This window comes from Bathymodiolus thermophilus thioautotrophic gill symbiont (genome assembly GCF_003711265.1).
In the GTDB taxonomy this organism is placed as follows: Bacteria; Pseudomonadota; Gammaproteobacteria; order PS1; family Pseudothioglobaceae; genus Thiodubiliella.
On record NZ_CP024634.1, the window covers coordinates 2610443 to 2629974 of the forward strand.

The 19532-nt window shown below is 38.0% G+C and carries 17 protein-coding genes; 8 read left to right on the forward strand and 9 right to left on the reverse strand.

Annotated elements, in window-relative coordinates; all coding sequences use genetic code 11:
• Window positions 1-173: 173 nt before the first annotated feature.
• On the reverse strand, window positions 174-1475 hold the full coding sequence (locus tag MS2017_RS09690; RefSeq protein WP_122952040.1) for a ribonuclease T2 family protein: 1302 nt from the start codon (window positions 1473-1475) through the stop codon (window positions 174-176).
• Window positions 1476-1738: 263 nt separating this feature from the next.
• Here MS2017_RS09690 and MS2017_RS09695 point away from each other — a divergent pair, with 263 nt between their 5' ends.
• Window positions 1739-2413, forward strand: coding sequence for a DUF4145 domain-containing protein (locus MS2017_RS09695; protein WP_122952041.1), 675 nt, complete (start codon window positions 1739-1741; stop codon window positions 2411-2413).
• Between the two features lie 279 nt (window positions 2414-2692).
• Here MS2017_RS09695 and MS2017_RS09700 read toward each other — a convergent pair whose 3' ends face one another.
• From MS2017_RS09700 to MS2017_RS09710, 3 genes are all read right to left on the reverse strand, one after another.
• Window positions 2693-3679 (reverse strand): hypothetical protein, encoded by a 987-nt coding sequence (locus MS2017_RS09700; RefSeq protein WP_122952042.1) that lies wholly within the window; start codon window positions 3677-3679, stop codon window positions 2693-2695.
• A gap of 117 nt (window positions 3680-3796) precedes the next feature.
• Entirely contained in the window at window positions 3797-4918 is a 1122-nt protein-coding gene (locus tag MS2017_RS09705; RefSeq protein ID WP_164707698.1) for an MBL fold metallo-hydrolase, read from the reverse strand.
• A 431-nt stretch (window positions 4919-5349) separates the two neighbouring features.
• Window positions 5350-6636 (reverse strand): DEAD/DEAH box helicase, encoded by a 1287-nt coding sequence (locus MS2017_RS09710; protein WP_122952044.1) that lies wholly within the window; start codon window positions 6634-6636, stop codon window positions 5350-5352.
• Between the two features lie 281 nt (window positions 6637-6917).
• Between MS2017_RS09710 and MS2017_RS09715 the strand changes: the two genes are divergently transcribed.
• Window positions 6918-7088 carry a DUF1289 domain-containing protein gene (locus MS2017_RS09715; protein ID WP_071563926.1) on the forward strand — a complete coding sequence of 57 codons (171 nt, stop codon included), beginning with the start codon at window positions 6918-6920 and terminating at the stop codon, window positions 7086-7088.
• On the opposite strand, the gene MS2017_RS09720 is transcribed toward MS2017_RS09715, so the two are convergent.
• Genes MS2017_RS09720 through MS2017_RS09730 form a run of 3 tightly spaced genes read right to left on the reverse strand, consistent with a single transcriptional unit; the run spans window position 7085 to window position 9322 of the window.
• Complete coding sequence (locus tag MS2017_RS09720) at window positions 7085-7315, reverse strand: BolA family protein (RefSeq protein ID WP_071563920.1); 231 nt, start codon at window positions 7313-7315, stop codon at window positions 7085-7087. The genes MS2017_RS09715 and MS2017_RS09720 overlap by 4 nt on opposite strands.
• A gap of 2 nt (window positions 7316-7317) precedes the next feature.
• Window positions 7318-8586 carry an inorganic phosphate transporter gene (locus MS2017_RS09725; RefSeq protein WP_122952045.1) on the reverse strand — a complete coding sequence of 423 codons (1269 nt, stop codon included), beginning with the start codon at window positions 8584-8586 and terminating at the stop codon, window positions 7318-7320.
• A gap of 58 nt (window positions 8587-8644) precedes the next feature.
• Entirely contained in the window at window positions 8645-9322 is a 678-nt protein-coding gene (locus tag MS2017_RS09730) for a TIGR00153 family protein (protein ID WP_122952046.1), read from the reverse strand.
• A gap of 145 nt (window positions 9323-9467) precedes the next feature.
• Here MS2017_RS09730 and MS2017_RS09735 point away from each other — a divergent pair, with 145 nt between their 5' ends.
• The 5 genes from MS2017_RS09735 (at window position 9468) to MS2017_RS09755 (ending at window position 15486) form a co-directional block, all read left to right on the forward strand.
• Window positions 9468-10418, forward strand: coding sequence for an acetyl-CoA carboxylase carboxyltransferase subunit alpha (locus MS2017_RS09735; protein ID WP_122952047.1), 951 nt, complete (start codon window positions 9468-9470; stop codon window positions 10416-10418).
• Window positions 10399-11571: a tRNA lysidine(34) synthetase TilS gene (tilS, locus tag MS2017_RS09740; protein ID WP_122952048.1), complete on the forward strand. Its 1173-nt coding sequence runs from the start codon at window positions 10399-10401 to the stop codon at window positions 11569-11571. The genes MS2017_RS09735 and tilS overlap by 20 nt, the downstream gene beginning before the upstream one ends.
• A gap of 493 nt (window positions 11572-12064) precedes the next feature.
• Window positions 12065-14218, forward strand: a complete 2154-nt coding sequence (locus MS2017_RS09745; protein ID WP_122952049.1) for a JDVT-CTERM domain-containing protein — start codon at window positions 12065-12067, stop codon at window positions 14216-14218.
• Window positions 14219-14300: 82 nt separating this feature from the next.
• Window positions 14301-14618, forward strand: coding sequence for a JDVT-CTERM system glutamic-type intramembrane protease MrtJ (mrtJ, locus tag MS2017_RS11960; RefSeq protein ID WP_420886050.1), 318 nt, complete (start codon window positions 14301-14303; stop codon window positions 14616-14618).
• Window positions 14619-14778: 160 nt separating this feature from the next.
• A complete protein-coding gene (locus tag MS2017_RS09755; protein WP_122952051.1) occupies window positions 14779-15486 on the forward strand; it encodes a TIR domain-containing protein in 708 nt (235 codons plus the stop codon).
• 143 nt (window positions 15487-15629) lie between these two features.
• Here the strand turns inward: MS2017_RS09755 and ybeY are convergent, their stop codons facing one another.
• Window positions 15630-16070, reverse strand: coding sequence for an rRNA maturation RNase YbeY (gene ybeY, locus MS2017_RS09760; RefSeq protein WP_071563915.1), 441 nt, complete (start codon window positions 16068-16070; stop codon window positions 15630-15632).
• Between ybeY and priA the strand changes: the two genes are divergently transcribed.
• Window positions 16056-18086: a replication restart helicase PriA gene (priA, locus tag MS2017_RS09765; RefSeq protein ID WP_241156929.1), complete on the forward strand. Its 2031-nt coding sequence runs from the start codon at window positions 16056-16058 to the stop codon at window positions 18084-18086. The two genes, ybeY and priA, sit on opposite strands and share 15 nt — an antisense overlap.
• Window positions 18087-18295: 209 nt before the next feature.
• Here the strand turns inward: priA and bioA are convergent, their stop codons facing one another.
• Window positions 18296-19531, reverse strand: a complete 1236-nt coding sequence (gene bioA / locus MS2017_RS09770) for an adenosylmethionine--8-amino-7-oxononanoate transaminase (protein ID WP_071563914.1) — start codon at window positions 19529-19531, stop codon at window positions 18296-18298.
• Window position 19532: the final 1 nt, after the last annotated feature.

A 19532-nucleotide genomic window follows, 5' to 3' on the forward strand; every position in this document is an offset into this window, starting at 1 on the left:
TTCTTTTGTACTACCAACCAACCCCTTCCTACGCACAAACCTAGGAATCTCCCTCTTAAAAACCAACATCAAAGCATCTATCCGTTGAACTAATTTCATTTTTATGACATGGGTAAACTTTGGCATATTGTCCTTAATAAAGCACCAAAAGGCCGTATAGAAGTTTTTACATGTTAATATTCTGAATCAATTAGCACCAACTCACCAAAATAACCAGGATTTGAGTTGCTTTCTGCATCTGAAATAGCGTTGCGCTTTACTCTTACTGGTATCGCACTAGCCCGAAGTGCCGATGTAATGTCTGTGTCAGCATCGCCATAGTAATATTGTATACCCTTTGCTTTAATTTCCTGTGTTTTATCATCATCCCCTGTAAAGATTACATTAGCCGTCTCTTTACCCAAAGAAAATGTTTTAATCAAACGCTGAGTTAATGTCTCAACTTCTGTTTTGGGTCTAGCCGTAATAAAATAGATCTTGTCCTTACGGGATTGATGAAAACTCAGCAAATCTCTAGCAATTTTTTTTGGTAAACTAAAGGCATCTAACACTGTATTCATTTGTTGCCAAAACTCATTTGGTAACTCAGACCCATACTTATTTACTCCGTAATAAAAAGGAGGGGTCGAAAATAATACGGTATCATCAATATCAAACCCAACAGTTAACTTAGATGACGAGCCTAATGCTTTTTTAAAATCATCCATAGTTAAAAATTTAGATGGTTTTCTAATGTGAATAGGTTTGTTTTGTTCGCAAGCATTTTTTATTTTTGGAACATTGAGATTAATAGGGTTAATCTGTTTGTCAAAATATTGATATGTTTGCATTAAATACTGCTTGTCATCAAAACTATATTTGGCACAAATAAACTCAGAATGATTGACATCACCAAAAGCAGCCTTTAGGTCTTGATAAGCAACATCTCGACCAACATTATTTTTAATGAAACTTTGAATTTTTTGCTGGGAATTTAAAGCAACAATGGTATTAAAGTAGTCTTGTTGGGTTTTATTAGAGCAAGTGCCATGCTTGCGCCATTCATGTGATTCTAAATTTGGGGTTATATCAGTGTATAAAAGGCCTAATTTATGACGCAAGTCTTCTGATATTTTTCCCACATCAAAAGGCGCATCGGTACAAAATTCAGGATATGCCGAACTGTTTTTTAGATTCGGCCATAAGCCATGTGGCGCTAAAGCATTACTGTTAGTAGTTTGATAAAGTATTTCACAAGAGTCTGCAGAAGGTTCATCAACGCCAGTTTCCATATCACGACCGTCCGATATGCATAATTCATTTAACCAAAATTGACTAAACACATAATAATCAAAACACCCTGGAAGGGTTTTAATACCCCCAGATGATCCTTCTGGAATAATTGGGCAAATGGTTTCTTTGGTTGTAACTTCAGCATAGTTATTACAGCCTTGTAGCGTTAAAAACAATAGTAATAGTAAAAACTTATTAAGCATATTATTATTCAAAGTCGTTTAATTAGAAAAAATTATATCAGATTATTTTGCAAAGAGTTGTGGGGATAAAGGATGTCACCCTTTTTATGATAAAATACTCAAGGTTGCCTTGCGGGGAATGCTAGTTTTATTGATAAGTTAAGTAGCATAGCCAGTTTAAAGATGTTAGCAGGCCTAAAAAAAGTGGTAGCGCCTTTTTTTTCAAAAAATATAAATATATTTTAATTCAATTTACTTGCTAGTTAAATATTAAAAGAGGAATTATGGAGGAAGTTAAGCTAAAAGCGCAATGTAATAAATGCCTTGGAGAAACCAATCATCTTTTGCTTCATAAAGAGGATCAGCCATGGGATGAAGACATGGGGTGTGGAAATATCATCTATGGCAGTGAGACGTTTAACATGGTTAAGTGTTGTGGGTGTGACAGTGTAAAACTAATGTACACAAGCTGGTTCTCTGGAGCATGCGATGAAGACGGACCTATAATAGAAACCAATTACTACCCGCCAGCAATATCTAGGGCTGAGCCGAAATGGGTTTCAAGTTTAGGTGGTTTTTTTTCACAGGAACAAGAACGATATTCTTTTAAACTTCTCCGAGAAATCTATTCAGCACTACACAATGATTCTAGGTGTTTAGCGGTTATGGGCATAAGAGCGCTTCTTGAACATCTAATGATCGCCAAGGTTACCGATAAAGGAACTTTTAAAAAAAATTTAGATGCATTTCAAGCGGAGGGATATTTGTCAAAAAAACAACGAGGAATCATTGAGCCAATTCTTGAAGCAGGGCACGCAGCGATACACAGAGCATATCACCCTAGCTCAGAAGATGTTTTAACTGCAATAGAGGTAACTGAAAGTCTAGTTGAAACTATCTATGTTCATCCAAAGAAAGCAAACAAGCTTAAAGAGCGAGTTCCAAAGCGCAATGAATAAACACTTAACAAGTGGCTCCCATCGTGCTTTTTGTGCATTTACTTCGCAAATTATTGCAAAAAAACATGTCACTTTATCTACCCCTGAGCATGGCGTTATAGTAAAGGAGTAATGATGTTTAAAAATGGGAAATAAGGGGGCACTACCCTTTTTATGATAGAATCCTAGAAGCGTATTTGCCAACATTCCACACCACATAACCCAAAGAGGTAATCACAATTGTGATGCAGATTATTACTTTAAAAAAGTGGCGGCACCCCCTTTTTTTTTTAGTTCCAACTAGAATATAACAATTTGAGGTATATTCATTTCATCTTCTATTTCGCCTTTTTTACTCACACACTCACTAAGTATTTTTCTTTCTGTTGCATCCAGATTTTCCCATATAGAGGGTTTAATGCATAAATCCTCACTCTCGTTTAATAAATACGAGTTTAATATCTTAGATATATTTTCTGTTTCTAAATTTATAGTCATAAAATCTGAACACATAGAATCAAATTCAGATAGCCAAACAAAAGAAATTATTGTTTTATCAATATCCGGAACAACACTTAAAGCCACTATTGGCTGAGCATTGCTAAAGTGGTTTGACATCCAGTCAGAATAATTCCCGCGTAAGAGAGAAATACAGGTTGTCGATGATATGCCAATGTTTTTGGGGATTATAAAAGAATTGTGTGATATTTTAGAATAATCACCTGTTTCATAACAATCAAATAATTTCTCAAAATAATATGGTGCATCTATATCAAGAAAAGCCTTCATCCCCCCTATATGACGATTATATTGTCTAGCGCCCTCATCTCCGAATAAGTGCTGACACTCTTTATAAATACCTTTTGACCTATCATGAGTATTTCTTTTATTGGCATACTCATAACTAAAACATCTTAGAAAAAGCAATAAGCTATGTTCATCTAAATTTGCTTCTAAATTCCCATTTTCTATTGGTTCAAATATACTTGCATCATGTTCATTACAATAACCAACAAAAGTTGATGCTTCAGCTATTTGCTTTTTTTGGAAGATATTAAAATTACCCTGTCGGCTAGCCATGAAGCTTTTATAAATATTCTTTTCTACTGAAATAACTTTTAAATCTTTTGCTATAGAATTAAGCTGATGTTTTTTTTGCTGAGAGTGCGAGCGTATACCCTTCTTTGAACATGATGGAAGCATGCATTTATACTTGATGCGACTTGCTAATTTCTGAGCTTTACCAAGCCCCTTTTGTATCAACTTAATCTTTTGTGTTTCACGCATTTTGCATACTATTCCTAATTGAATCTATGAACATAATGTAGTGCTACTTTTTAATCTAACGACTAACTTGAGAAATAGTTTTCCCGTTAGGGGAAACTATTTTTCTCCAAGGTTTTGTTAGAATCTTATACACTCAACAAAACCTGAATTTAAATCTTCTGTAACTAAAATAGGATAACTATTTTGAACTACTATTTCTGATATTAACTTATAAGACGGATGCCCATAACTATTTTTTTCTCCAACAGAGATGGGGCACCAATAGTATTTATCATCAAGGATGGATTTGTCAAAACTTTTTAGATCTCCATGATGTGGTATTTGAATTGTTCCTACACTTTCCCAAAAAAATTTAAAGATTGATTTGATTTTTACTTTATTCAAATCAGTGTCACCAGTATATATACAACTTACTCTATGCCTTTGTTTCACCATTCTATACCATCGAATATGATGAAATTCTGCATAACATCTAAAATATCTATAAGGGCAATCAAAACAAAACGCCTCTTGTTTACAATCTTTATACAAACAATTTATTCCAGAATAAAGTAACATAGAATTTTGATTTATATTACCCTTAACTTTTGTGTAAATCTTTTTTATTTCTGTGCGACGAGATACAATTTCATCAATAGTGTATTTTGAATCATTTTTTAATTTTTCAACATCAAACCCACTGCTTCTTAATAATTTTTCAAGTTCAATCTTTCTAGAATTACACAGGTAATTGTATGGAATAAATACCCACTTATAAGAATTAAAAGTTTTTCTTAAGATTGACCCACTTTGTATATTCGTAGTTTTTAAGTTTTCTAGATCAATCGTAATATTATCATTTATTGGTCTTTCATTATCTTCTGACTCTTGGACAGTTATTATTTGAGTTTCTTGGCCAAAAAACTCTTGAGGATTTTCGATTAAAGTCCAAATTTGAAAATCTAAAGCTTTATATAAGTTGATTAACAATGTTTTTTCTTCATCATGTAATAGTGGCATAACAACTTTTTTTATTTTAGTATGCTCATTTAATGTCTTAATTTTATTAACATGGTCGTAATCAAAATGTGATATAAATAATATATCTATAACTTCATCTTTTTTAAATGCTCGTTCAACAACTTTATTGGCTTCTAGAGTGTCCTTCCAATTTCCACAATCATAAACAATATTGAAATTATTATGCCTTTCAGAATAAAAAGCACCTTGTCCAATCGGATGAAAAATTCGTTCTATCAAAATGCTCCTTATGTAATACTAACGCCTTGCTCAGCGGTATAGAAAATCGTGCCGATTACTCTTCAATTAGAACGCTTTTTTGTATCCAGCCGTAGCAATTTGTTAGACTTAAATATAACAGATATACAGAAAGATTATATCATAACACGCACAGCTAGCATGTTTACACATCTAATTTCAAAACATCCGCATTAAATAACTCAGTATTTTCACTAGATAATAACAACTCTCCATTATAATTTAGAGAATTTTTTTAATAGCTCTTGCTCAATAACCCTTGCATCTAAACCAACTTCAAAATTCTATATACATTACCAAAAATCCTTTAGTTTACGGATTTTAAATAAGAAAAATTAAATTTTTGTCTGGGGTTGCTGGGGTATTATAATTGTGCCAATCATCCATATTTATGCAAAGGTCTCAAATAAGCATTATTTTTTATTCCCCCAAAAACTTTTTTTCTTTTTGGCTTTGTTTTCTTGAGAATTGCTATTTTTGCCATATCTCGGCTTATTGCGAGGGTTGCTCTTCTTGGGTTTTTTATTTTTTGGTGGCAATAGGTTTTTGCTGGATTCTGGCAGGTTGTGGTCGGGGATGAAGTCGTCTATCATGATGCGATCGAGTTTTTTCTGGGTGAGGCGTTCGATGTCGAAAAGCTGTTTGGCTTCATCGGCGCTAACTAATGAAATGGCTTCGCCTTTTGAGCCTGCACGGCCTGTTCTACCGATACGATGAACATAGTCTTCTGGCACATTTGGTAGGTCAAAATTGACCACGAGTGGGAGTTCGACGATGTCAATGCCACGAGCGGCAATATCGGTGGCGACTAGGACATTAACTTTGCCTTTTTTGAAGTCGTCAAGCGCTCTGGTGCGTGCGCCTTGGCTTTTGTTGCCGTGAATGGCGGCGGCGGTGATGCCGCGTTTTCCGAGTTGTGTGGCAATGCGATTGGCGCCGTGTTTGGTGCGACTAAAGACCAATACTTGGTACCAGCTGTGCTCTTGAATGAGGTGGGTGAGTAGTGCTTGTTTTTTGGATTTGTCAACGGGGTGAATCCATTGCTTGACTGATTTTACTGTGGTGTTTCGTGGGGTTACTGAGATTTCTACGGGGTTGTTGACTAGAGTTTTTGCTAACTTTCTGATGTCATCTGAAAAAGTGGCTGAAAACATTAGGGTTTGTCTATTTTCAGGCAAAATCTTTAAAATCTTCTTAATATCATGAATAAAACCCATGTCTAACATTCTGTCGGCTTCATCCATTACTAAGATTTCTAATTGATCAAACTTCACTGCATTTTGTGAATATAAATCCAATAATCTGCCAGGAGTTGCCACTAAAATATCCACGCCACTTCTGAGCTTTTGCATTTGTGGATTGATTTTTACGCCACCAAATACCACGGTTGATTTGAGTGGCAAGTGCTTGCCATAAGTGGCTACACTATCATTAACTTGGGCGGCCAATTCACGCGTTGGCGTTAGGATAAGTGTGCGCACTTGGTTGGATTTTGCCAGTGTTCCTTTGGATAAAATTTGCAAGATTGGTAAGGTGAAACCTGCGGTTTTTCCTGTGCCTGTTTGTGCGGCAGCCATTACATCTTTGCCTTGCAATACCGCAGGAATTGCCTGCTCTTGGATTGCTGATGGCTTATCGTAGCCTTTTTTAGTAACAGCGTCGAGAATAGAATCTGATAAACCTAGTTTAGAAAAACCCATAAGAAATTGTTTTTTGAAATAAAGGGGCGTATTTTACATTGTCATCTTGTAAGACCTTTGTATAAATATAGATGATTAGCAAAATTCAATTTTTGCCCTCTTAAAGAGTGCTGTGTAGCGTTAACTCAATTGGTGATTTCTTTAAATCTTGTTTTAATAAGAGAGGAACGGTTATAAACCGTTCCCTACGGTTGGGTATTGTTGAAAAAAATTGTCGAATGGGTAAAAGGTGGGTGCTTGATGATTGTTCATATTTATGTAAAGGTCTCTATAATATATTTATGAATAATCAAACCATTAAAACACCGTGCGTGGATATTTGCAAATACAATAAGCAGAACTTTTGCGTGGGGTGTAAACGCAGTAGTGACGAAATCAGCGGTTGGATTCATTATTCAGACGAAATGCGTCAGGCGATTATGCAAGATTTAAAAAATAGGAAAATTGATTAACCTATTTCTTCTGGCGTTCTTGCTTTGATACTTAAAGCATGCAATTCGCCAGAATCGATCTCCGCACGCACGGCAGCCAATACCATTTTTTGCCTAGCCAATAACGACATCCCTGCAAAAATTGGTGAAACTACCAGGGTTGAGCAATTACAGCCATCCCCTTCCATGGTAACCGTTGAATTTTCAATACCTGCTTCAAGTTTTACTTGTACTTCTTCTAAAGTCATAACTACGCTCCGAACGCACCTTTCAGTGCAAAGAAAAATAAAATAGACATCAATGCACCTGCTGGCAAGGTGATGAGCCATGATAAAAAGATTTTGTTAATCATACGCAAATCTAATGCCGCCATACCTCTGGCTAAACCAACGCCCAATACTGCACCTACCAACACTTGCGTTGTTGAAACAGGCAAGCCTGTGCCTGAGGCAATGACCACAGTGGTTGCCGCTGCGAGCGTCGCTGCAAAGCCTCGTGAAGGGGTTAATTGGGTAATGCCAGTGCCGATTGTGGCAATGACTTTATGTCCATAAGTAACCAAACCAAGCACAATACCAACGCCACCTACCAACAAAATACCAACTGGCAATGCACTTTTAGAGCCAATAACGCCTCCGCTTTCAATAACACCGTAGATTGCTGCCAATGGGCCAATCGCATTTGCCACATCATTCGACCCATGTGCAAATGCCATTGCTGCTGCGGTAACAATCATTAATACGCTAAATACTCGCTCCATAGAGGTAAAGTGGAAATCTCTATTTTCATTAGGGTCAAGATGAATACGGCGAATAACAATAGCACCAATAATGGCAACCAATAGTCCAAATATGGTCGCCAATAAATAACTTGTCATCATATCAAATTCCAAGCCAACATGCTTAAGTCCTTTAAAAATTGTGACCAAAGAAATGATAAAGCCAACTAAAAACATATAAAACGGCACATATTTTTTGGCATTTTCAAAAGGTTTGGAAGTGTCAATAATCAAACTTTGCAAACTCTTAAACAAAACAAACGCAATACTGCCCGCTAAAATTGGCGACACAATCCAACTCATCGCAATGTTACCAACTTTACCCCAAGCAACAGCATCAACGCCAATACCTACTGCACCAAACCCAACAATAGCGCCAACAATGGAATGTGTTGTTGACACTGGCCAACCTAAAGAGGAGGCAATCATCAGCCAAACGCCTGCTGATAATAAGGATGCCAACATCCCGTAAACCAACAAATGAGGATCATTGGTAAAAAGAGAAGCGTCCAAGATGCCTTTACGAATTGTTGCCGTTACCTCTCCGCCTGCCAATACCGCACCTGCAAATTCAAAAATAACCGCAATAACAATCGCTTGTTTAATCGTAATTGCACCCGAACCAACCGATGTACCCATCGCATTTGCCACATCATTCGCACCCACGCCCCACGCCATAAATAACCCAAAAGCAATAGCAAGAATTAATAAAATGCCACCGTAATTTGCAATAATTTCCATAATTTACCTCTTTTTTTATTTAATAAGTTATATATACTATAATTATTTATAACTTCATTCATTTAGCGAGTAACACTTCTAAACGAGAGCCAACTTTTTGAGCTGCATCCGCCAACTCACCGAGCCACTCAACTGCTCGATAATAAAACATCACATCAACAGGTGGGTAATCCTCTTCCAAGGGAAATAACTTAGTGCGAATTTCGTGCTGAATTCTATCCGATTGACTTTCAAGTTCATTAACTTCTGCAATAATAGAGCCAACAACTTTGCGCTCTCTATTGCCAAATGCAGTTTCCATTAGTTCATCCAATTCATTCACTGCTTTAAGCGCCGCTGCTGAAGTTTTAATACACACATCGGTAAGCTCAATCACATCGTCAGAGATTTCATCTGGCAAAGTCATTTTGCGATTAATTATTAATCCTGAAACATCTTTGGTGGTGTTGGCAATAGAATCTTGAATCAACAACAAGTCCAATAAATCCCGACGAGAAAACGGCATCATAAAGGTGGAAGGTAGGCTTAAACGCAGTTCTTTTTTCAAAACATCAGCCTCACCCTCTTTGTGTCCAATGGTTTTTCTAATTTCTTCAGCGGCCTTCCAATCTTTTTCATGGATAGCAATCATAAAGCCTTTCAACTCTGAAATGCATGAATGAACGCTCGTCATGTGCTTTTGTAGTGGGCTAATTGGTGATTTTCCAAACAGTCCATCAATAATACTTTTTGCCATCTTTTCTACTCCTCCCAAATAAAGCGAATTTTAACAAAGAATCTTTGTGCGTCAAGTTTTATATTCAATTTTTTTAACCCTCCATTCAAGTTCGTAAAATGGTTATAATTTAAGACTGTTATTTTTAATGCGAATTAACCTAATTATGAATTTAGATTATCTTGATTTCGAACAGCCAATTGCCGAACTAGAAGGCAAAATTCAAGCCCTGCAAAATGTTAAAGAAAAAGTTGATATTTCTCAAGAAATACAAGCGCTACAAGACAAAAGCGCCACACTAACAAAAAAGATTTTTGCCTCACTCTCAGATTGGCAAATTGCACAATTAGCACGCCATCCTAATCGACTCTATACCCTTGATTATATCGATGCAATCTTCGATGAATTCATCGAACTTCATGGCGACCGTGCTTATGCAGATGATACTGCTATCATTGGCGGTATTGCCAAACTTGATGGTATTTCTATTATGTTTATCGGCCAACAAAAAGGTCGCACAACACAAGAAAAAATCAAACATAACTTTGGTATGCCAAAACCAGAAGGCTATCGCAAAGCCTTGCGTTTAATGAAATTGGCAGAAAAATTTTCCCTACCAATTGTTACCTTTATTGACACCCCAGGGGCTTATCCTGGTATTGGTGCAGAGGAGCGTGGGCAGTCTGAGGCAATTGCCAAAAACTTATTTGAAATGTCAACACTGGCAACACCGATTGTCTCTGTGGTCATTGGTGAAGGCGGCTCAGGTGGTGCGTTAGCGATTGGCGTGGCAGATAAAATAATGATGTTTAAATACAGTATTTATTCGGTTATCTCACCTGAAGGGTGTGCATCTATCCTCTATCAAGATGCAGCCAAAGCGAATGTTGCCGCAGAATCACTCAAATTAACCAGTACACATCTACTAAGCAAGGGATTGGTTGATGTTATTATTGATGAGCCCCTAGGTGGCATTCATCGCAATCCCGATCAGGCAAAAGTTTTGTTAAAAAATGCCCTAAAACAGCAACTACAAGAAGTAACGGCGACAAACATTAACCAGTTGGTTCAGCAACGAGCGGACAAACTCTTAAGTTTTGGACAGTTTCAAGAGTAAAGATGCCTTCTTGGAGGGTAAAAAAATTGTCCTTGCCTTAAGTGGTGGCATTGATTCAATTGTATTGTTGCATTATTTACACGCACATTATCCCAACAACCTGCGTGCCGTTCATTGCAACCACCATTTGTCCAAACATTGTACCGAGTGGGCAACATTTTGCCAAACCCAGTGTCAAACGCTCAACATTCCTTACACTAATATCGATTTATATTTAGAAAAATGTTCTAATATCGAAGAAAATGCGCGTAAAAAACGCTACCATGCGCTATCCTGTAACTTGCAAGAAAATGAGATATTATGCACTGCACATCATCAAAATGATCAAGCAGAAACTTTGCTATTACAACTTTTTCGTGGCTCTGGCGTGGCTGGACTGGCATCTATGCCCACATTAAAGCCTTTTGGCAAAGGGCAGCATTATCGACCGCTACTCAACACAGGGAAATCCACAATTCTTAAATACGCTCAAAACAACCGTCTATCTTGGATTGAAGACGACAGCAATACAGACACCCGTTTTCGGCGTAATTTTCTACGATTGGACATTATTCCCAAATTAGAAACAACTTATAAAAATTTAACCCAATTATTAGCGCGAAGCGCCAAACACCAATCCGAGGCTTTGCAACTAACACAAGATTTGGCCAAAATCGATATGGCAACCCACCAAATCATCAATAACAACCGATTAAACACCGCACACCTAATTAAACTTAACCCTTATCGTATTAAAAATATCATTCGCTACCATTTAATTGGCTTAAAATTTTTGCCACCCTCAGACAAGGTTATGCAGCAAATTTTAGAATTATTGTCCGCCAAACAAGACACCAACCCTATGGTTAGCTGGGGCAATTTTGTAGTGCGTCGCTATCGCAATGAACTTTATTTTATCAATACGCAAGTGCCGACACAGTCAAGTGATTGCCCGTATTTTGCCGAATTTAAAGACGCCGATAGTTTTTCTATTCGCTATCGAAATGCTGGCCAACACATTAAATTACCCAACAAAACACACACGCAATCACTCAAAAAAGTTCTGCAAGAAGCGGGCATTCCGCCTTGGGAGAGAAACACTTTGAAAATGTATTATATTGCAGACGAACTGCGTGCAATGGAGCGTATCGGCTACATGGCACACGCTGAATAACACCATGCCCCTCTTACGATTTTAAAATAAATACCTAAGGAGGTACAATAAGCGATTAACAAAGATCAATTCTTGCCCTCTTGAAGGCATGCCAACCCATCTTTAGTCCTTACTCTAGCAGGAGAGAAATGGTTGCAAACCACTCTCTACAGCTAGGTTTACCCCAAAGGACTGTGTGTATCGCTGGAAAAATTGCCAAGTGGATATATATTTACACCAAAAGTTCAAAAAAACACGCCCCCATCTATTTTTATGGCATAATTCGAAACTTATCAATACATTATGAGACCTTTGCATAAAATATGAATAATCATCAAGAATTCACTTTTCATCCACTTGGTAATTTTTTTAAACCCAGCCTTAGCCCTGCCAGGAAAAGATTTAAGAAAATCACCCATTGGGCAAAAATTGAATTTTGCTAATCATCCATATTTATGCAAAGGTCTCATTATGCATCAACCCTTACCAGCATTATTTAATCTCGGAGTTTACTATGAGTACACTTAATCGTTTTATTGTCAGGATTTTATTTGTTTTATTTACTTCACAGGTGTTTAGCACCAGTGTAAATGCAACTGAGGCAGCAACTTTGGCGACCAATAAGTGTAGTTCTTGCCATGGGGGAGATTTTACTGGTTCTTCTGCACCCACACTTATTGGAAAGGCATCTGATTATTTACGAACAAGGCTGAATGCCTTTAAAGGTGGGCAGGGTAATACAACAATGCAAGGTATAGCCGCTAATCTTAGCGCTGCAGAGATTAATACATTGGCAAATTATTTTCCAACTTTAGGGGCACTTGAAATTAGCACGGGTAATGTTGCTGTGAATGAGAATGCGCAAACCGTTACTACACTTGTGGCGAATAAAACTGGGGTAACTTTTAGCCTTAATGGAAGTGGGAATGACAATAGTTTGTTTATGATTGATGGCGCTGTGTTGAAGTTTAAAAATGTCGATGGTGCAAATTTTGAAGCCTCACCGACTAAACATAGTTTCACCGTCAATATTCAAGTTGCTAAAAGCAGTGTAGAGGTTAAGAAAACCCTTACCGTTACCCTGAGAGACCTTAATGACGAAACCCCTACTAACATCAACTTCATAGGCAGCTCTACCATCGCTGAAAACACCGCCATTGGCTCTGAATTAGGTACATTTTCTACCATTGATGCTGATGCTAACGACACTTTTACCTACACCAGTAACAATGCCATATTGGCCATTGACGGCAACACACTCAAACTCAACGCCGCTCTAAACTATGAGAGTGCCACTAGTTTCACTGCCACCATTACCGTAACCGATGGCAACGCCCACAGTTTTAACAAAACCTTTGACTTTTTAGTTAGCAATATAGAAGAGGACGCCATTACTCTAACTAGAAAAGAAATTGCATTTAACGCAACTGCTGGCGCAATCATAGGCACCTTATCCAAAGTAGATGCAAGCACTTTAACTTACAGCGTTAACGACACCACCAATTTTGAAATTACTGACAATCAACTAAAAATCAAAATTGATGCTACTGCGATCACATTCCCAGCCACCATTACCATTACCGCCAGCGACGGCGCCCTAACCTCTACAAAAGACTTTACCATTACCAAAACCATCGATAATGCTGACACTCCAGTAATCAATCAATTCATCGTAACCCAAGGTGGCAACAACGGTCGGCTGATTGGTAAAACTGGCGGAACAGTTACCGTCAATGCTTTAGTATCAGCAGAAACTTATGATTGGAGTAAATCTGATATTACTGGCACAAGCAATCAAACAATTTTTTCTTTTGACCCTGTCAACACAAATACTGGCATTCTAAAGATTACATTAAAAGCCCAGAACAATAACCTCTCATCAGAAAGAGTTTTAAAACTTAAATTGATTGCAGGAAATGTCAACAGTGAGAACAATGACAAGGACAGCGATGGCATTCCCGACAACAAAGACACCCATATCGAAAGCAATAAAATCCAAGCAGGCGAGGGGAAAACTATGACCAGTTTAGGCGATACTAGAATATTGCTAGGCGCTATGGGCAAAGATTCTGGGCGATTAACCCTTGATCGAATAAAACAACATATAACAGATAATCATTTGACTGAAAATGCCATAGATACATTAACTACTGGCAATATCTATGACTATGTAGTTGAGGGCTTAAGCGCTATTGGCGCCTCCACCCAAGTGATCATTGAACTCACCACCGCAATCCCTAAAGATGCAGTATTGCGTAAATATTCATTGGTGAATGGCTGGAGTAACTTTATGGTTGATGACAACAATACGATTAAATCCAGTGCAGACAATACTTGCGCCAATAACGCTACTTGGCAAACTGGGTTAATCACAGGTGCAACTTGTCTTAAATTAACCGTTAAAGATGGTGGTGCAAATGATACCGATGGCGACCAGACCAACAACACTGGTCAAGCCAACGGTGTGGTTGAAAGCACTATTTCAATAGCAACGCCTGCTGTCATTAGCGACGATGACAACAGTAGCAGCGATAGTAGCAGTGGTGGCGGTGGCGGTGGTTGTGTTTACAATCCTAATGCGCCTGCCAGATTTGATATGGGCTTTATTCTATTGATGACATTAAGCGCTTATTATTTAATGAGAAGAAGGCGTCGATTTGTCCGTTAAGTTTTTAGTTGACAAACAATTTTGGGTCGCTATTGTAGCGGCTCTTATTGTTTGGATTCTGGTTTATTTTTTTGCCAGTGCTTTGATTGTAAAAAGTGAATTCAATCCAATTTATGCCATTTTCCTTTACCCTATCATTGAAGAATTGGTTTTTAGAGACTTAATACAAGATTATTTGCACACTAAATTTGCAGGCACTGTTGCTCAACTTTCGCTGGCCAATATCTTAACGACTATTTTATTTGTGTTGTTACACTTAGTTTATCACCCAATTTTATGGGCGCTGGCAGTTTTTATTCCTTCATTAATCTTTGGTTATTTTAAAGACAGAGCCAACCATGTATTACCTGCGATAATCTTGCATATATTTTATAACTTTGGGTTCTTTTTATTGCTTTGAAAATGAAGGCGCCTGTATTTAGATATAAATATTGAGACCTTTGCGTAAATATAAATAATCATCAAGAATCCACTTTTTTATTTTTATTAATTTTGATTATTTTATGCAAAAATCTTAATGTATAATCAAAGTGAATTTTCTAACAATGGAGAAGAAAAGTATGTTTAAAAACAATATATATTTATCATCTGGAATGTTTAATGCAGACACCAACCTTTATAACGCTTGTCTTGCAAAATACCTTGAAAGTAAAAAACATCGCTGTTATTTACCGCAACGAGATGGGCTTTCGGTAGCAAAATTGAATTCTTATTTACAAAAACATTATCCAAAAATTGCCAATGAAGTCTCTTGTTATATTCCATATTATTTTGATCTAGGCTGTGGCATGAGGGATGCTATAGCAGTTGTTGCCAATATGGATGATCCAGTGGACATAGGGATGACCGTTGAAGTTTCCTACGCAAGCATTGTTAATTTACCTGTTGTTGGTGTGAGAACAGATATTAAATCTCCATTTGGAAATGTGAACGACTTAATATCTATTAACCCATTTCCAGTGATGCAATGTGATGTTTATCTAGCAACACAGCCATTTAATGGTGAATACAAAGACATTATGCATCACCTTGATAATATATTTGATACAATTGAAGCAAGTGTGGAGCAGTTGATAAAAATAAAAAGCAACAATATGACACATTCTAAAAACCCAGTTATAATAAATATTCTAAAAGCTTCGGAAATACTCTTTGATGGCATAAAAGATATACATACAGAGGCAGCCATAGAAAAGGTTGTTAAAAGATATCTTGCACATAAAGAGTTTTTTGATTCTATTGTGCCTAAAGCAATACCAGAATTGTAAAGTTGCTTCTTTATTACTTTTACGCTTAGAGATTAAAACCGAACTAAGCGGTTAAGCGTATTAAAGAAAGGAATAAAAATAAAGGGGAGGTCTATGGCCTCCCCTTTATTTTGTTATCAATGGAGACCTTTGCATAAAGTTTTTTATTCATAAGGATTACAGATTTTCAATCCATGCAAAATCTTAATTTCTAAAGCCTCCATTGCTTCTGCCTCCTCTTCTTCAATGTGGTCATAACCCAATAAATGTAATGCCCCATGCACCGCTATATGCATTAAATGATGCTCGAATGTTTTGTGTTGCATTTGAGCCTCTGCTTTCACCACTGCACTGCAAATAACCACATCTCCCAAAATAGCTTCGTCAATTTCCTTAGGCAAATCACTTGGAAAGGACAACACATTGGTGGGTTTGTCTTTATTGCGGTAGGTTTTATTTAAATGTTGAATTTCGGCAATATCCACAATACGAATCAACAACTCACTTGCGCCAACCCCTAAATCGGCAATCACTTGTTGCAAAATATCAGTCAGATTTTGCACATCAATAGATAAATCGTTAATACTATTTTGAATAACAACCATACTTTTATTTATTGTATAAAATCATTTATTTTATACAACAATAAATTTCACTTGTCATCAATCCTTAAAGTTGCTGTTCCCGTTCCATTAAATCAAACTTTTGACTATAAATGCGAAGTTGAAGTGGCTCAAGGTATGCGGGTTAAGGTGCCTTTTGGACGCAAAAAAGTTATTGGCATTGTACTTGCTAAAAAAGACAAAAGTGATTTTGCAAAACTAAAAACCATTGAAGAAGTATTGGACGACACGCCAATATTAGATCAACCAATGCTCGATTTTTTGCATTGGTCAGCAAATTATTACCATCATCCAATTGGCGAAGTGATTGCCGCTGCATTGCCAAAAAATCTACGCATTGGCAAACCAGCAATCATCAAAAAAGTGGTCGGACTGCCAATTGAAACCAGCGAACCCAATTTTGAACCCACAGACGAACAACAACATGCCATTGCGCAAATCTCAACTTCTTTAAACCAATATCACGGATTTTTACTCCACGGGGTAACCGGCAGTGGCAAAACTGAAGTCTATCTACGCATCGCTCAGAAGGTACTCAATCAAGGCAAACAAGTGCTAGTCCTAGTACCTGAGATTGGACTTACGCCACAGATGATTGCACGCTTTGAATCCAGACTGAACACGCACATCGTCTCAATTCACTCTCAACGCAACGAAACACAAAAATTAGACGCCTATTTAATGGCAAAAGACGGCTCTGCTGGCGTGGTACTTGGCACACGCAGTGCGATTTTTGCACCCATGCCAAATTTAGGGTTAATTATTATTGACGAAGAACACGACACTTCTTTTAAGCAACAATCCAGTTTTCGCTATTCTGCCAGAGATTTGTGCTTTGTGCGTGCCAAACAAGCCGATATTCCTGTGATATTAGGCACAGCCACACCATCTTTGGAAATGCTCAAGCAAGTGATGGACAAAAAAATTACTCGCCTAACCCTAAAAAAACGCGCAAGTGGTGCACCCTTGCCAAAAGTAAATTTGATTGATATGCGCACCGAAACAGGTAGTGCACTTTCTGCATTATTAATCGAAAGAATGCGGCAACATCTGAAAAATAACAAACAAGTTATGTTGTTTATCAACCGCCGTGGCTACGCTCCCGTGTATTTTTGCACGCAATGCGATTGGAAATCAGAATGCGACCACTGTGATTCGTCAATGATTTATCACCGCCACATTAATCGCCTTAGGTGCCACCATTGTGGCGATGAAAAAATACCCGAACAAACCTGCCCCGACTGTGGCGAACAATCGCTAGAAGTGTTTGGTTACGGCACCCAAAGACTGGAAGAAACACTAGGCTCACACTTCGCCAACACCTCAATCATTCGCATCGACCGCGACACCACTCGCCGCAAAAAAGCCTTTGAACAACATTTAGAACAAATCAACTCTGGTGAACCCTGCATTATTGTCGGCACGCAAATGCTGGCCAAAGGGCACGACTTCTCTAATCTAGCAATGGTAGGCGTTTTGGACATTGACGGTGGCTTATTATCCAGCAATTTCCGTGGCACAGAATACTTGGCGCAACTCCTAATTCAAGTATCAGGGCGTGCCGGCAGAAGTGGCGAACAAGGCGAAGTGGCTATTCAAACCCGCTACCCTGACCACCCCATTTTTAACTTCGTACTGTCCAACCGCTACACTCAATTTGCCAGCACCCTACTCAAACAACGCACCCAAGCCAAAATGCCACCATTTTCCCATCAAGCCCTCATCTGCGCTAACGCCAAAGTCAAACAAAATGCCCAAGATTTTTTACAAGAAATGGCAACACTACTCAAAAGCATTCAAATAGACACCGTGGAAATTTGGGGGCCCGTTTCTGCCGTTATGGAAAAAAAAGCCGACTATTATTATTTTAATCTCTACTTGCAATCCGACAACAGAAAATCCCTACACCAAATGCTTGCCACCCTCAACCAACACACCAAAACACTTACCCTTAAAAATAAAGTCCGTTGGTATTTAGATGTTGATCCCGTCGAATAATACAATATCCCATAAAGTAGGAAAGGGCAAAAGATAGAAATATTATTAAGAGACCTTTGCATAAATATGGATGATGAGCAAAATTCAATTTTTGCCCACTTGGTGATTTTCTTAAACCTTGTCCTAGTAGGGCTAAGGCTGGGTTTAAAAAATTACCAAGGGTAAAAAGTGGATTGTTGATGATTATTCATATTTATGCAAAAGTCTCATCAAGTATTAACAACAACTTTAATCGCACTGGTAATAACTGACAATTCATCATCAGTAACCGTAAACGGTGGCATAGTATAAAGAAATTTACCATACGGCCTAAGCCAAACACCATTATCAATAAGCTGGTTTTGAGTTTTTTCAACCTCGATATCGCTTACCATTTCTATGATACCAATAGCACCTAAAATCCGCACATCAGCCACTTTGTCATTTTGCTTAAGTGGTGCAAGTTCATCGTAAAAATGTTTTTCAATACGAGCAATATTATCTTGCCATGGCGAATTAAGTAACAAATTAATACTGGCATTTGCCACCGCACACGCAAGTGGATTTGCCATAAAAGTAGGGCCATGCATCAAAGTACCAACTGTCTGTGCTATCTCATCGGTAGTAAGTGTGGCAGCCAGCGTCATATAGCCACCTGTCAGCGTCTTGCCCAAGCACAAAATATCCACTTCAACATCCACATATTCCAGGGCAAATAACTCACCTGTTCTGCCAAAACCAGTGGCAATTTCATCAAGAATAAACAGCACTTGGTGTTGCTTGCAAAGTGCCTTGGCTTTAAGCAAATATTGTGGATTGTAAAATCGCATGCTACCAGCACCTTGCACCACAGGCTCTAAAATCATGGCAGCAATGGCGCCAGAATGTTGCTTTAGCGTTGCCTCTAAATCTGCCAATGCCTCATCCATAGGGGTAACAGATGGACTTTTGACAAAAAAATGTTGGGGCAAAATGCCTGAGAATACATGATGCATGCTGTTGCTTGGATCACATACGCTCATTGCGCCGAAAGTGTCTCCATGATAGCCACCCTGAATGGTGACAAATTTGTGCTTGTCTGCCTTGCCTTGATTGTACCAATATTGACATGCCATTTTGAGTGCCACTTCTACAGCAACTGAACCTGAATCAGAAAAAAACACTTTATTCAAAGGCTCTGGCGTGATTGTTACCAAAGTTTTTGCCAAGTCAATGGCACTTTGATGTGTTAAACCGCCAAACATAACATGCGCCATCTTTTTGAGTTGCTCAGTTACAGCTTGATTCAAAACAGGATGGTTGTAACCATGAATCGCTGACCACCACGAACTCATGCCATCAATGACCCGTCTATCACCTTCTAAATTAAGACAAACGCCATCAGCTGACAGCACTGTATGCGATTTTATGGGATTAGGCACTTTGGCATACGGATGCCAAATATGTTGATGGTCAAATGTATTCATA

Excerpts from the sequence above, each read along its gene's own strand:
- MS2017_RS09720 (WP_071563920.1), bottom strand. The coding sequence starts at position 7,315 with ATGACTTTAGAAGAAGTACAAGTAAAACTTGAAGCAGGTATTGAAAAT.
- MS2017_RS09735 (WP_122952047.1), top strand. The coding sequence starts at position 9,468 with ATGAATTTAGATTATCTTGATTTCGAACAGCCAATTGCCGAACTAGAA.
- MS2017_RS09725 (WP_122952045.1), bottom strand. The coding sequence starts at position 8,586 with ATGGAAATTATTGCAAATTACGGTGGCATTTTATTAATTCTTGCTATT.
- MS2017_RS09730 (WP_122952046.1), bottom strand. The coding sequence starts at position 9,322 with ATGGCAAAAAGTATTATTGATGGACTGTTTGGAAAATCACCAATTAGC.
- MS2017_RS09715 (WP_071563926.1), top strand. The coding sequence starts at position 6,918 with ATGAATAATCAAACCATTAAAACACCGTGCGTGGATATTTGCAAATAC.
- MS2017_RS09710 (WP_122952044.1), bottom strand. The coding sequence starts at position 6,636 with ATGGGTTTTTCTAAACTAGGTTTATCAGATTCTATTCTCGACGCTGTT.
- bioA (WP_071563914.1), bottom strand. The coding sequence starts at position 19,531 with ATGAATACATTTGACCATCAACATATTTGGCATCCGTATGCCAAAGTG.
- MS2017_RS09695 (WP_122952041.1), top strand. The coding sequence starts at position 1,739 with ATGGAGGAAGTTAAGCTAAAAGCGCAATGTAATAAATGCCTTGGAGAA.
- MS2017_RS09755 (WP_122952051.1), top strand. The coding sequence starts at position 14,779 with ATGTTTAAAAACAATATATATTTATCATCTGGAATGTTTAATGCAGAC.
- MS2017_RS09690 (WP_122952040.1), bottom strand. The coding sequence starts at position 1,475 with ATGCTTAATAAGTTTTTACTATTACTATTGTTTTTAACGCTACAAGGC.
- MS2017_RS09745 (WP_122952049.1), top strand. The coding sequence starts at position 12,065 with ATGAGTACACTTAATCGTTTTATTGTCAGGATTTTATTTGTTTTATTT.
- MS2017_RS09700 (WP_122952042.1), bottom strand. The coding sequence starts at position 3,679 with ATGCGTGAAACACAAAAGATTAAGTTGATACAAAAGGGGCTTGGTAAA.
- ybeY (WP_071563915.1), bottom strand. The coding sequence starts at position 16,070 with ATGGTTGTTATTCAAAATAGTATTAACGATTTATCTATTGATGTGCAA.